The organism is Kangiella sp. TOML190 (assembly GCF_023706045.1).
Classification (GTDB): domain Bacteria; phylum Pseudomonadota; class Gammaproteobacteria; order Enterobacterales; family Kangiellaceae; genus Kangiella.
Genome location: NZ_BQYL01000001.1, coordinates 190,926 through 205,208, shown reverse-complemented (window position 1 = coordinate 205,208; position 14,283 = coordinate 190,926). Strand labels below are relative to the sequence as shown.

11 protein-coding genes are annotated in these 14,283 nt (G+C 43.5%); 8 read left to right on the top strand and 3 right to left on the bottom strand.

The window, feature by feature from the left end; translation table 11 throughout:
- Positions 1 to 198: 198 nt before the first annotated feature.
- From NFS34_RS00940 to NFS34_RS00930, 3 genes are all read right to left on the bottom strand, one after another.
- Positions 199 to 708: a hypothetical protein gene (locus NFS34_RS00940; RefSeq protein ID WP_251357966.1), complete on the bottom strand. Its 510-nt coding sequence runs from the start codon at positions 706 to 708 to the stop codon at positions 199 to 201.
- Positions 709 to 1,626: 918 nt separating this feature from the next.
- Complete coding sequence (locus NFS34_RS00935) at positions 1,627 to 2,223, bottom strand: class I SAM-dependent methyltransferase (protein WP_251357965.1); 597 nt, start codon at positions 2,221 to 2,223, stop codon at positions 1,627 to 1,629.
- Positions 2,224 to 2,406: 183 nt separating this feature from the next.
- Entirely contained in the window at positions 2,407 to 2,676 is a 270-nt protein-coding gene (locus NFS34_RS00930) for a hypothetical protein (RefSeq protein WP_251357964.1), read from the bottom strand.
- Between the two features lie 203 nt (positions 2,677 to 2,879).
- Between NFS34_RS00930 and NFS34_RS00925 the strand changes: the two genes are divergently transcribed.
- From NFS34_RS00925 to NFS34_RS00890, 8 genes are all read left to right on the top strand, one after another.
- The gene (locus NFS34_RS00925) at positions 2,880 to 3,341 is read left to right on the top strand and encodes a hypothetical protein (RefSeq protein ID WP_251357963.1); all 462 of its coding nucleotides are present in this window, start codon (positions 2,880 to 2,882) and stop codon (positions 3,339 to 3,341) included.
- A gap of 17 nt (positions 3,342 to 3,358) precedes the next feature.
- Positions 3,359 to 3,955, top strand: coding sequence for a 23S rRNA (cytidine(2498)-2'-O)-methyltransferase RlmM (gene rlmM / locus NFS34_RS00920; RefSeq protein ID WP_251357962.1), 597 nt, complete (start codon positions 3,359 to 3,361; stop codon positions 3,953 to 3,955).
- A 25-nt stretch (positions 3,956 to 3,980) separates the two neighbouring features.
- Positions 3,981 to 4,805, top strand: a complete 825-nt coding sequence (gene queF / locus NFS34_RS00915; RefSeq protein WP_251357961.1) for an NADPH-dependent 7-cyano-7-deazaguanine reductase QueF — start codon at positions 3,981 to 3,983, stop codon at positions 4,803 to 4,805.
- 201 nt (positions 4,806 to 5,006) lie between these two features.
- Positions 5,007 to 6,512: a peptide MFS transporter gene (locus NFS34_RS00910; protein ID WP_251357960.1), complete on the top strand. Its 1,506-nt coding sequence runs from the start codon at positions 5,007 to 5,009 to the stop codon at positions 6,510 to 6,512.
- A 100-nt stretch (positions 6,513 to 6,612) separates the two neighbouring features.
- Positions 6,613 to 7,245 carry an alpha-ketoglutarate-dependent dioxygenase AlkB gene (locus NFS34_RS00905; protein ID WP_251357959.1) on the top strand — a complete coding sequence of 211 codons (633 nt, stop codon included), beginning with the start codon at positions 6,613 to 6,615 and terminating at the stop codon, positions 7,243 to 7,245.
- A gap of 8 nt (positions 7,246 to 7,253) precedes the next feature.
- On the top strand, positions 7,254 to 8,237 hold the full coding sequence (locus tag NFS34_RS00900; RefSeq protein ID WP_251357958.1) for a YhdH/YhfP family quinone oxidoreductase: 984 nt from the start codon (positions 7,254 to 7,256) through the stop codon (positions 8,235 to 8,237).
- Between the two features lie 30 nt (positions 8,238 to 8,267).
- Positions 8,268 to 10,928: a PD-(D/E)XK nuclease family protein gene (locus tag NFS34_RS00895; RefSeq protein WP_251357957.1), complete on the top strand. Its 2,661-nt coding sequence runs from the start codon at positions 8,268 to 8,270 to the stop codon at positions 10,926 to 10,928.
- Complete coding sequence (locus tag NFS34_RS00890; RefSeq protein ID WP_251357956.1) at positions 10,925 to 14,281, top strand: exodeoxyribonuclease V subunit beta; 3,357 nt, start codon at positions 10,925 to 10,927, stop codon at positions 14,279 to 14,281. Before NFS34_RS00895 ends, NFS34_RS00890 begins: the two co-directional genes overlap by 4 nt.
- Positions 14,282 to 14,283: the final 2 nt, after the last annotated feature.

Sequence of the window (14,283 nt, the reverse complement as noted above, 5' to 3'; positions counted from 1 at the left end):
TTTCACTACACATTGTTGTTTGGCGCTTAATTGAGCTGTCTTAAATCTTCCAAAATCGCTATCGCAACAGCATAAAGCACCAACAACCCTGCCTTAATTCGCTATTGGTCACTATCGGAAAGTTTGTCGTCTACTTTTTTGATTGCTCTGTTGTAAGCTTAAAGTCGATCTACCTCAACTGGCGTTTGCGAGTTCTCACTAGTTCGTTAACAATGCTTTTGTACGAGTATAGGCGTCATAACAGTGTTCGATAGCCTTACGCGCCTTCACACGAACGATTTTTCTTCGACTTTCTAGCTCTGTTTTGACATTGGGTTTTACACAAGAGGTAGCGCAAGCACGTAAAGACGCGCACAGGCCGTTACGATCAGAAAAATCACCATAGCCACACTTTATAGATGGTGCCTTTTGTTGGCAAAAACTTGCATTGGATGGCATTGCGTTGATCTTCTCTTGCTCCGTTGGTTCTAAGTTTGGTGGAGTGGCCGTTGAAAAGCCCACAGCGGCATGCGCCTCTCGGCACAACTGTATCGATTTTTGTGCTGACTCAGAACTGCCCGTTAAGGTAATGCCACCTCGGCCCACAGCACCACCGCATTGGCGGCTACATTGTTCGGATGCAGACGTTACGGGTCGAACGCGCCTGCAAGAGTCGTTCTTGGCTTTAGCTTCTGCGATCAGTGCCGCGCGGTCCCTATTGTCAGCCACTGTAGGTGCTTCAATAGCCTTCGCTCCAGCATTCTGGTGCGCGGTTCGGCAGCGGGCTAGCACCTGTTCTATCAGTACGAGGTCTGCTCTTGGATTTGCGAAACCACATGCTCGCTGACAATGGCTAGACTCCCAGGTAGCAGGAGTAACTGCAGCACAACTTTTTTTCCTCAAATTTAATTCGGTATTAATATCAGAGATTTTGTCTCTGCTCTGCGCTGGGAGTCCACAAAAAAGAACTAGTGCAAAGGGTAACATAATTGATGATTTAGAGCTGGAAACTATCCTGATGCTATTTAAAGACATAAAAATCTCCTTTTCTTAACTATAGGCCATAAGAGTTTGGCATACAATGTAAAGCGAAGGTGTATTCAGTCGCTTTTACTGGCTCCTACTGAAGTTGTCCGCTAAGTAAGCATAAGCAACTACTCAATGAAATCTACAACATTAGCTTGTTGGGTCTGAGTTTTTTCATACCTGATTGTAAGAAAAGTAGTTACTAACCTGCCAGTTACCACGAAATTAACCTTTGTTTTTGTCAAGAAACTTACAAAAAAAAAGTGAAAAAAGTTTCGACAGCCAATAAAAAAATCCACAAGTCGGCGCAAGAGCCCTAAAAATAAGGCTTTGCGCCTGTTTATTTAATGAGCGGTGTATAAAAAGGCTATAGAAAAACTAATAAGCGATTGATTTTTAAGGAAAAGAGTATTTGCTGGTTAAAAAACATACAGTTTGTGCTGCAAGCCCTGAATTTGTTGCTTTTGAGCCTTTTTCTAGATTTTTTCCCCAAAGTTATCCACAGAAACTGTGAAGAAAATATGACAAGCTAGACATACTTATGCTGACATAGGTCACAGCGAATTTTAACGCTGAATTTTTAAGAAAGCCGCAAGCTATATTAGGGTTGATAAACGCTGGTTAGGGTCCTTTGCTGGCGCTAGCTACGGTGTAAGCGGGCCCTTGCTTATGCTTTTTATAATTACCAAATACTTCTTTGAAGCCAGTTTTCATAAAGTTGCGTAAGCCAGTAATGGTCACCACATAAAAAGTTCCACCCGGCTTTAAACGCTCATAAGCATCGTTGAGAAAGATATACAGCAGTTCATTACCAACCTTTGCCGGAATGTTAGAAACAATGACATCGAAATGCCGCTCAGGAACATCGCTAAAGCCATTACTCAAGCGGGCAGAGGCATGAGGTAGCTGATTGAGTTGGGCGTTCTTGTTAGCGTATTCTACCGCTAAATAGTCCTTATCGACCATAATGGTCTGTCCTTGCGGTGCTTGTTTGGCCATGGTTAAGCCCAAAACTCCGTAACCACAACCTAGGTCTAAGCATTTATCTGTTGCTTGCACCTCAAGGTATTTGAGCAGCATCAGCGAGCCATCATCAATAGCTTTGGGCGAAAAGAGTCCCCAAGTGGTTTTAAATTGCATATCAAAACCGCAGACTCGATCGGTTATCGTAAGGTCATTTTTAAGATCGGCTATTTGCTCTTTGCTGTAATGCGCCATAATACCAAGGTAATCGTTGGATACTGGTTAAGTGGACGAGATTTTAACATTGCTTAACTGAATATCACTAATATTTCTATTCAGCTCAAGAAGTGCATTATATCTTAGAGCGAGTTTTGGGAAAAATATATAAATAAAAACGCCAGCGGTTTGGGCTGGCGTTACATAAGTCACTTTAAGCCGCTAATTTTGGGCTCTTTTTTTGAGTTTATAATACTTGAGCCACTCATCCATGGTTAAAACGCCGTTATTATTTGAGTCGATAGAGGTGAATTCTAGACTCTCTATATTGTCTTTTGCTTCTTTTTTCGAGATGGTTTCGCTTCTATCTTCGTCAATTTCATAGAATCCATTCTTAAGAAGCGAATCTTTTTCTTTGCTGGTATTGGCTAGTGCTCCTTGACTCTGGGCAACAGCAAATATACTCAGTGTTAATAGTGTAAGCTTCATCATAATCGTACCATAGGTTATTTCTTGACAGCTTAACATTACCCAATTTTCACCAAAGTTTCTATAAATACGCTCAATTTTACTTCTGTGTGGTATTAAAATGCCGATAAGCGGCAAATAGAGGTAAAGAATAGGCTGTTGATAATTTTATACAGAGATCTATATTGCTGTTAAAATAGTAGTAATGATAGTAACCTCCGATTCCCATGCAAAGCCCTTTTATCTTTTTTTGCCGTCCCGGCTTTGAGAATGATTGTGCTGCAGAAGTGCAGGCTCTGGCTAATGAGTTGGATTTAGCAGGCTATGCCAATGCTAAGCCAAACGATGGCTGTGTGCGTTTTTATGTGTTTGATGAGTCCAGCGCGGAAAGCTTTTTTAGCGAATTGGATTTAGACGAGTTAATTTTCACGCGTCAATGGTTTTGGGCCAAGACCGAGTTACAAGACTTAGCGCCAACCGATCGAGTAACCCCAATTGTGGAAGCTGCTATGGAGCTGAACACTGTCCAGTCCTTGTTGGTGGAGCATCTAGATAGTGGCTTAGGCCGCGAGCTTTCCAAATTTTGCAAGAAGATTACCACGCCATTGACCATTAGTTGTGAGCGTGAGGGAATTTTGGCAAAAGACGCGGATAGTAATAACCAGTTGCAGCTGCATATTCTTTTTTAGCGAATAACCACTGCCTAGTGGGTTATTCGCCATGGGGCAGGGCTTCCAATCTTAAGGGTGGTATTTTGCGGCTAAAATCGCCTAAAGATGCGCCAAGCCGTTCCAGTTTAAAGCTTGACGAAGCGATTCAGGTCCTGATGTCGAATAAACAGCGCAAGGCAACATTTCGCTTAGGCCATACTGCGGTGGATCTCGGTGCAGCGCCCGGCGGTTGGACCTATCAACTGGTGCAACGTGGGCTGCAAGTGACGGCTATTGATAATGGCCCGATGGATAAAAAATTGATGGCAACTGAGCAGGTGGTTCATCTTAAAGAAAATGCCTTAACCTGGTTGCCAGAAAAACCGGTACAGATCCTAGTGTGTGATATGGTGGAAAAGCCGTCGCTGGTCGCTAATTTAATGGCAAAATGGTTGCTTCAGGCTAAAGCCGCACACGCGATCTTTAATTTGAAATTACCCATGAAAAAGCGTTTTCAAGAAGTTTCGGATTGTATTGGTGAAATTTGTGATCAACTAGAAGCGCAAGAGATTGATTATTTTTGGCAGGCCAAACATCTCTATCATGACCGCGAGGAGATCACGGTCTATTTTAGACGGCAAATGCCTAAGTAGCCTTAACTATGAAAGTATATTTGTTATGACTGATGACATCCCGTTAGGTAAAGCAACCCAATATCCAGAGCAATACGATGCGGCTTTGCTGTTTCCGATCGCACGTCAGATTAAGCGCGATGAATTGGGGCTTAATAATGACTTACCCTTTACTGGCAGTGATCTGTGGAATGCTTATGAGATGTCGTGGCTAGATGCCAAAGGAAAACCGCAAGTAGCCATTGGTTTGTTCGAATTTGCTTTTGATAGCGTCAATATCGTGGAATCGAAATCTTTTAAACTTTATTTAAATTCCTTTAATCAAACCCGTTTTGATAATTGGCCTCAAGTTCATGAGGCACTTGAAAAAGATTTATCACAAGCTGTCAAGAGTAAGGTAAGGGTTGAGCTATTAACTCTTAAGCAGTATCAGTATCAGTATCCAGTGCAAGATTTTTCGGGACTCTGTATTGATGATTTAGAGCTTGAGATAACGGGCTATGACTATGATCCGACTTTATTAAAAGCCAACAGCAGCGATGAGATAGTGGAAGAAACCTTGTTCAGTCATTTACTCAAAAGCAATTGCCTGATCACCAATCAGCCAGATTGGGCCAGTATTATGATTGAGTACCGAGGTGCTAAAGTTGATCGCGAAACTTTGCTGAAATACCTGATCTCATTTCGCAGCCATAACGAATTTCACGAGCAGTGTGTAGAGCGTATTTTTACTGATCTAATGAAATACTGCCAACCACAGCAGCTAAGCGTTTATGCGCGCTATACCCGCCGCGGTGGTTTGGACATCAACCCTTTTAGAACCAATGTGGCAGCTAGGAAAGTTGATAATATTCGATTAAGTCGACAATAAGGCCTTCTAATCCCGCTTAAAACACTAACTTTCAATAACTTAGCAAGAAGTAACCCACCCAATAAAAAGATCTGGACGAATGCCGAGCATTATATAACAATGATTGGCTTTATTTAGGCAGATCCAACTGCTCTCGAATAAATTATAAAAGCGCTTTCTCCAGAAAAAGCGTTACAGATCACGAGTATTAAGGGTATTTCAATGACAGATCAATCAAAAGATAAGTCCTTCTTTGGTCATCCAAAGGGTCTCCAAACATTGTTTATGACCGAGATGTGGGAGCGCATGAGTTATTACGGTATGCGCGGCATTTTGGTGCTATTTATGACTGCGGCTTTGCAAGAAGGTGGGTTAGGTCTAACCGCTGCAACGGCTGCGGCTATCTACGGTTTATACACCAGCTCAGTTTATTTTATGGGTCTACCCGGCGGCTGGATTGCTGACCGACTAATTGGCGGACAAAAAGCCATTTGGTATGGCGGTATTATCATTATGTGTGGTCACATAGTGTTAGCTATTCCAAACGAAGGCAGCTTCTTTATTGGTCTGATACTGGTGGCATTGGGTACTGGTTTATTAAAGCCTAATATTACTGCGGTTGTAGGCCAGTTATACAGCAGTGAAGATGAGCGCCGTGATGCGGGTTATTCAATTTATTATATGGGTATCAACATTGGCTCATTAATCGGTTACTTCGTTTGTGGCTACTTGATGGAAAACGCTGGCTGGCACTGGGCATTTGGTGCGGCAGCGGTTGGTATGGCGTTAGGTCTAATCCAATTCTATTTAACCAATAAAAACTTACCGGCAGTAAGCGCCAAACCTTCTGTCGAAATTAGCGAAAGCGCGCGTAAGAAAAGCTGGGTTGGCATTGGCATCTTCTTAGTTGGCGTGGCTATTGTTACCGCTCTTACTCTAGCTGGTACCATTTCAATTAATGCAGTGAGCTTGGCTCAACAAACGGCAATCGTGTTAACCGCAACTTTCTTTATCTTCTTTGCCATTATCTTTTTCCGCGGCAATTTGAATCAAGTTGAAAAGAAGGGTATGTGGGCCTTGTTGCTTATCTGTGTGGCTTCGGCCTGTTTCTGGTCAGGATTCGAGCAAGCCGGTTCTTCATTAAACTTATTTACTCGTGATTACACCGATAGATTTATTGGTAGTTTTGAAATCCCAACCACTTGGTTTCAAAGTGTTAATTCGGCTTTCATTATTCTATTAACGCCATTCTTCGCGGCTTTCTGGATTAAATTAGGACAAAGAATGGTTACTCCTGGCTATGGATTGAAAATGGCAGTGGGTTTGATCATTATGGGTAGTGGTTTTATCGTTATGATTTTTGCTGCTCAAGTTGCTGCGGGCGGTGGTAAGTCTGCGGCTTTCTATCTTATTTTAACTTACTTCTTACACACGGTGGGTGAGTTATGCTTAAGCCCAATTGCTTTAAGTGCTGTGAGTAAACTGTCTCCAAGACGTTACATGGGTCAGATGATGGGCTTGTTCGTATTTACTTACTCTATTGGTAATATTATCGCTGGCTTAATGGCGGGTAAGTTTGATCCAAACAATGTTGCTGAAATGCCTAGCTTGTTCCAATTCATCGCGACTTTCAGTATTGGCGTTGGCGCGGTAGTATTGCTGATTGGTATGTTTACTAAGAAGTGGGAACAAGAAGTGGTTGAAAGCAAAGAAGGGGAAGACGCTTAATATAATAGTGTATTAAGTTCTTTTTTAACGCTTCTAAAGTGGTCAACCATTAGCTTGGTTGGCCACTTTTTCGTTATGGAAAATAAAACAGGTTATCTTGATGCTGCAATTTGATTTATTAGCCGCCGATTCGGTTGAAGAAATTAGCCTGCCAGATGCGCAGCTGTTGTTTTGGCCCGAATTTTTATCACCTAGTAATGAGTTAGCCGAGACCGCAGATGCTTTTTTCCAGCGGCTATATGGGCGGATTCAATGGCAACAAGAAACTATCCGTATTGCGGGTGTGGATAGGCTAGTGCCGCGACTGACGGCTTGGTATGGCGATCCACAAGCCCGTTACCGCTATTCAGGGGTTGAGCATGCGCCATTGGCTTGGATACCAGAGCTACTGCAAGTCAAGTCTTTGCTTGAGCAGCAAACCGGTGAAACTTTTAACAGCGTGTTAGCAAATTTGTACCGTGATGGTCAGGATAGCGTTGCTTGGCACAGTGATGATGAGCCGGAACTGGGTAAAAATCCAGTGATAGCCTCGGTCAGTTTAGGGGCAACGCGTAGCTTCCAACTAAAGCGTAAAACCAAGCCAAAATTAAGCCACAAAATTGCCTTAACATCTGGTAGTCTATTGTTAATGAAAGGTAAGACGCAAAGCCACTGGTTGCACCAAGTGCCAAAGGAGCGTGCGGTGCTAGAGCCCAGAATTAACCTTACTTTTAGAAAAATAATCACAACTTAGGAATTTTTATGCCATTTTTAGCCTGCCGTGTTTTTAAGGAACCAACTATTCATCATCAGTTAGTTGAGATGGAGCCAAGTGAGTTAAGTCAAGCAGACACCTTAATCAAGGTCGATTATTCGAGCATCAACTACAAAGATGCGCTGGCCGCCAGTGGGCGCGGTGCTATTTTAAAGTCCTTTCCGTTAAATGCCGGGATTGATTTGGCGGGCACGGTGGTGGAATCTGCATCGGATAAATTTCAGGCAGGCGATGCGGTTATTGTCAACGGTTGCGGTTTGGGCGAAAGCTTTGATGGTGGTTTGGCTCAATATGCCAAAGTAAATAGTGACTATCTGATGAAACAAGCTGCAGGCTATTCGGCACGACAAGCGATGATTATTGGTACGGCCGGTTTTACTGCCGCTTTGGCGATTCATCGGATGGAGGTGAATGGGCAAACCCCTGACATGGGCCCCATAGTAGTAACCGGTGCCAGCGGCGGGGTGGGCAGCTTTGCGATTAATTTATTGAGCAAAAAAGGCTACCAAACACTCGCCTTGACCAGCCAAGCTTCTATGCACGATTACCTAAAAGATTTAGGCGCAAGCGAAGTTAAAACGCTAGACGAGTTAGAGCTAAGCGATAAGCCTTTAGCTAAGTCCATTTATGCGGGACTTATTGATAATATCGGTGGCCAGACCTTAAGTAAATTGATGGCTAATATCGAGCTTTGGGGCAATGTGGCTTGTATTGGTCTGGCGCAAAGCGCTCAATTAAATGCGACCGTTTTGCCGATGATTTTGCGTGGTGTCAGTTTGTTGGGAGTCAGCTCGACCAACTGCCCAATGCCGCTGCGTAATCAATTGTGGCAACAGTTTGGTCAAGAAATGCCCTTGCCAGATTTCGATAAAATTTTAAGTAAAGAAATTGCTTTGCAAGAAATCTCGCCTTATTTTGATGAGCTTATTGATAACCAACACCGTGGACGCTTAATCGTCAATTGCCAATAGCTACGGCTAGAATACTAATAATCTATTGATATGAAGTCGAGTTATCCACTCAACCAGATCGATCCGAAAAATAGCGTGATCATTACCGGAAGTCAGCGTTTGTCGCGCCATTTGCGAGAAGAATTTAATAAACAGCAAAATCGAGACGGTAAAAGCGTATGGCATAGCTTGCAAGTGATGCCCTGGGGCGCTTGGACTAATTTATTATGGCAATGGCTTGCTGAGCAACGTTCGCCAACAAGCGAGCCATTACCGTATGTTTTAAGCGAGCAGCAAGCTCAACACCTGTGGCAAGAAATCGTCGAGCAATCCTCTTGGAACAGCTTTTTATTGCAAATTCCGGCGACTTCCAAAAAAGCTTGGCAGGCGTGGCAGCAATATGAGCAGTGGCAATTAAGCATTAACCCAGCTGCTGCTTGGGACAAAGATTTGCGAGCTTTTATTGAGTGGAGCAATAGTTTTTCGCAAAAGCTGGCGGATAATCATTGGTTGGACGCAGCGGCAAGTGTGAATCTTTTGAGTCAACAGTTTGATTCGATAGCCGAATTCTTGCCTGACAAGATTTATCTAGCGGGTTTTGAACAGATCACACCGCAGCAACAAGAGCTTTTTGATTTGATGAGCCAGTCTAGCGCGGTTGAGTGGCTAAAATCTAGCAGCCCTCCCACTAAACCCAGTATTATCAAGTTCAACAACGCGCGCGAAGAATTCCGTCACGTTATTTTAGATGCTAAGGCCGCTGTGTTGGAGCATTCGACGAGTAACCCCGATTATAAATATGCGATTGTGGTTCCCGAGCTTGAGCAGCATAAGCCCTTACTAGAGCGCTTGTTATGGCAAGAATTAACCCCTTGTTTTAAACCAGAAGATTCGCCAATTGAGGGCATTTATGACTTTTCACTGGGCGAGCCGTTAGCCAAGCATTCGCTAGTTGCTACAGCAACCAATCTGTTGAAATTAGTCAATGGCAGTGTGGAACGAGATACCATGCGGCGACTTTTGATGAGTCCTTATTGGGGAAACGATAGCAAAATAACCCGCGACAAAGCAAAAATCGAAGTGGCTATTCGGGCAAGTTCCAAGCCGCGCTTTAGTCTAAAAGATATTGCTCAGTATGATCCGGAAGGAAACTTGTCTGAGCTAATCGACGATGTCAGCAATGCTATAAAGCTGACCAAACAATCAAAGTCGATCGCTGAGTGGATGTCGTTAATTCCTAAAATACTGGCGACAGCACAATGGCCTGGTCATAGAGAGCTGAGCAGCCGTGAATATCAAATCCAACAAAGCTTGCTGGAGAGTTTTAATGGTTTAAAAAGCCACCAATTGTTTTATCGCGATGCCATTAGTTTTAGCAAGTTGTTAGAGTTATTGTTGGTTGTGATAGCCGAAAAACAATTTCATCAAGAACAGCCTAAAGCTCCGATCCAAATTATGGGGCTGCTGGAAACGGTCGGCTTGGAGTTTGACAAAGTATGGCTTACGGGTGCTACCTATCAAGTTTTGCCAAGCAAAGCTAATCCGAATCCTTTTATTGAGAAGTCATTGTTAAAACAACACCAGATGCCCGGCTGCTCAGCACAAAGAGAGCTCGACTATGCGCAGCAGCTGTTCACTAGTGTATTGTCAGCCAGCCCACAGGTAACAGTTTCTTATCCTTTATTTGAAGGGGAAAGTGAATTATTACCAAGCCCTTTGTTGAGTCAATATCGACATCAAGCAGCGACGGCAGATACTTCATTGATACCAACCCCCTTAAGGCAGTTGAGCAACTTGCAACTGGATGAATATCAAGATGAGCAGGGGATTGAGTTGACCGATAAGCAAATTAAAGGCGGCACGGGATTTTTTAAGGATCAGATCAATTGCCCTTTCAAAGCTTATTTAAGCTATCGGCTGCGAGCCAAGGCTTTTGAAGAGGCTGAAGAAGGGTTGAACGCTTTAGAGCGTGGGCAAATTGTGCATAAAGTATTAGAGCGTTTTTGGAAAGCTCAAGCCTCGAGCGAGATCTTGCAGGATAAAACCCAGCAGCAACTTTTGGAAGTTATTCTGCCTTATCTGGAGCAGGTGTTAATCGAATTTAAGCAGAGCTTGTACTTTCTGCAAATTGACTCGTTTTTTGCCAACGAAAAACATCGATTGTTGCAACAGTTGACCCAAGCGCTGATGGTGGACGCGCGGCGTTTACCATTTACTCCTTTGCATCATGAACAAACTCAAAGTATTGAAGTGGCGGAATTGATTTTTAACTTACAAGTGGATCGGATTGATCAGGTTGAAGATGGTTTGCTCATTATTGATTACAAAACGGGTAATCCTCAGCGCAAGGCTCTGCTGTCTGAACCACCTGAAGAGCCACAATTGGCCTTATACGCGATTAATCAGAAGGAACAAAATGTTGCAGGGGTGAGTTTTTTTAATATCAATGCTAAAGAAACTCGCTACCAAGGGATTGCCGATACTATTGAAAACTTAGCGCTCGGTAAGCGCAGCGCCATAAAAACGCCAATGAGCAGCTTTATCGAAAATTGGAAGTTGCAGCTTGAAGCGGTGGCAAAAGGTATCAAGCAAGGCATTGCGATTGTTAATCCGCGAACCTGCGATTATTGCGATTTTAGTTCGGCTTGTCGTATCAATCAGCGGCGACAGATACTAGATGATGAGCTTGATAGTGCTGGTGGTGCAGGATGATCAGAGATCAGCAAGCGCGCCAAGAGGCGATCGATCATCAAGGCTCCTTTATCGTGCAGGCGCCAGCGGGTTCAGGTAAAACCGAGCTATTGACTCAGCGGGTATTAAAGTTGCTCAGTTTGGTTGAAAATCCGGAAGAAGTGGTGGCGATCACCTTTACCCGCAAAGCCGCGCGCGAGATGCAAAATCGTATTATCGAAGCGTTATACAGTGCTCTTGAGCCGTCGCCAACTGAGCCGCATAAAGTGTTAACTTGGAATCTTGCTAATGCGGTAGTTGAGCGTGATCGGCATTTGAATTGGGAACTATTGTCAAGCCCGCAACGCTTGCAGATCAAAACCTTTGATTCTTTGTGCGCTTCACTGGCTAATCAAATGCCAATTTTGGCCAATTTTGGTGGTCAACTAAGTCCCACTGAGCGTCCAGAGTATCTTTATCAACAAGCGGCAAAAACGGTTATTGATGGGATAAAAACCCAAGAGTCTTGGGCGGAACATCTGCATCGTGTTTTAGCTCATACCGATAATAAGGTGCAATACCTGCAAGACTTATTGGCGCAGCAACTAGCTAAGCGTGACCAATGGCTACGACTGCAAGCAGAGGGTGCTAATGAGCGCGAAGTTTTAGAGCAAGGTTTTAAAGATTTGTTAAAAGCAAATTTAAAACAACTCGACTTGGCTTTTACCAATGAACAAAAGCAACAATTGCTGTCAGCGATTATTTTTGCCAGCGATTATTTTGATGAAAAGCATGAACTGGCAGCGTTAAAACCGCTTAAGCAATGGCCCGCGACGACTAGCGAGCAAGTAACGGTTTGGAAGTCGTTAACCAATTTTTGTTTAACGAAAACAGGAACTCTCCGCGCTAATGCACCTTTACCAGCATTAAAAGTTGCAGAAACTAAAGAGGAAGAAGCAGTTCTGCGTGAACAAAAAATGCAGGCCAATGAGCTGTTCGAACAGTTTAAAACGATTCCCTTGCTGGCCGAAAAATTAAAAGCCATTCGCGACTTTCCAGATTTGTATTTGCAGCAAGAACAATGGGAAGTGATCGAGTCTTTAACAGTGCTAATGCAAATTGCCGCTGCCGGCTTAAAAGTGGAATTTAAAAATCACGGAGAGGTGGACTATTCGGAAATTTCCATGGCCGCTGGCCGTGCTTTGGGCGACATCCAAAATCCCAGCGAATTAGCATTAAAACTTGATTATGCCATTTCACACCTTTTGGTAGATGAATTTCAAGACACTTCTTTTAGTCAATTTCAATTGATTGAGCAGTTGACTAGTGGCTGGCAACCAGGTGATGGCCGAACCTTATTTGTGGTTGGCGATCCGATGCAGTCCATTTACCGTTTTCGTGAAGCCAACGTCGGTTTGTTTATTCAAGCCCGCGAGCAAGGAGTTGGTGATATTGCATTGGAATTTTTACAGCTAAGCAGTAACTTCCGCTCCAGCGAACTAGTGGTTAATTGGGTCAATCAAAGTTTCGCCAAGATTTTCCCTGACTATGATGATCCGGTTTTAGGTGCTGTAAAACTGGCAACTGCAGAATCCACTATTGCCAAGCAACCACAGGATTTGGTCAGCTTTGAAGTTTTTTATTCGCAAGAAAATGCGGCCGATGCTGAAGCTGATTTTATTGCTACAACCATCAAGCAGTGTTTAGAGCAAGATCCTAAGCAACAGATTGCGGTATTGGTCCGCGCTAGAAATCATGCAGTGCCCCTTATTCAGGCTTTAAGAGCGAATGCTATTGCTTATGTCGCAGAGGAGTTGGAGCAACTGGCTTTAAAACAGCCTGTGTTAGATCTGATGAGTTTGTTGCGAGTGTTACTGCATCCGCTCGATAAAATTGGCTGGATTGGACTCTTTAAAACGCCTTGGTTTGGACTGAGTCTTAAAGACATCACCTTACTCAACCAAGCTTTTGCTGAAGATCTTTCTCAAGCTTTAGAGGAATTTGCGTCGGTGGAGAATTTGTCGCAAGACGCGTTACGCATTTTGCAAAGACAAGCACCTAAAATACAGAAATATCGAGCAAGTTTATATCAGCAACCGCTAGCGATGCAGCTTGAAGCCTTGTGGTTGCAATTGGGCGGGGCTTTAGCGTTGGAAACTGTCGAGTGTGAGCAACTTTATACCGCTTTGGATTATATTGCAAAGCTAGAACAAGCTGGGGCAATAGATGATTACCAACAAGTTGAAGATTCGCTAAAGAAGCTATTTTCGCCAGCGTTAAGAGGCGATGATTGCCAAGTCTCAATCATGACCATGCATAAATCCAAAGGTTTAGAGTTTGATACGGTATTTCTGCCTAGACTCGATAAAAAAGGCGGCTCGAATGATAAACCACTGATGATATGGGAAGAATTTCCAAGCGATACTGAGCAGAGTCAGTATCTGCTAGCTCCGGTCGATCAAGCAGGACAACTCGAGTCTTTGTATAAATTGGTCAGTCGCTTTTCTAAAGATAAAGACCGGCTAGAAACGGCACGCCTGTTGTATGTGGCGGCCACTCGAGCCAAGCATCGTCTTTATTTAACCGCTTGTGGCAAAGTCAGTTGGAGCAGTAAGACTGAGCAATGGCAACAAACCCATTTTGCTCCAGACAGTTTAATGAGTTTGTTGAGTCCAATTTTTGAACGTCATATTGAATCAGCTTTTTTACGCTTTGCAGAGCTTGCGGTTCAGCCTATTAGTAGGCAGCAACAAACCACTGAACAGGGTTGGCCTAGATTAACATCGGCTTGGGCTTATGCCGATTATTCGCCAGAATTATCCCAGCTAACCTTTGAGCAACTTAAAACAGAAGCTACAAAGTTAGAATTTGATTGGGCTACCGACATTGCCAAGATCATTGGTATTTTGATGCATCGCCAGTTGGAGTTAGTAGCGAAAAACCAATGGCAATTATCGGCTGAATCTATTGAGGCTTTTGTCGAAAAAGCTTATCAACATTTGCTCACCCATGGTTCGAGCAAAGAGCAGGCCCAATATGCCAAAGAGCGCTTACAGCAGGGGTTATTAAACGTATTATCCGATACGCAAGCTGATTGGATCTTGCGTGAGCATGAAGATGCCGCCTGCGAGTTAGCTTTGACTGGGCAAATCGATGGCCAATACAAATCATTTGTTATTGACCGAACTTTTATTGATGGGGGAGTTCGCTGGATCATCGATTACAAATCGGGAGCTCATCTTGAACAGGATGTTGATCAATTTATCCAATCGGAAGTAGAGCGCTACCGCCCACAATTACACAATTATCGGCAGTTAATGCAATCATTAGATGTATTGCCAGTGAAAACAGCGCTGTATTTTCCAATGCTAAAAACGTTTGTAGAAGTGGACTAGAG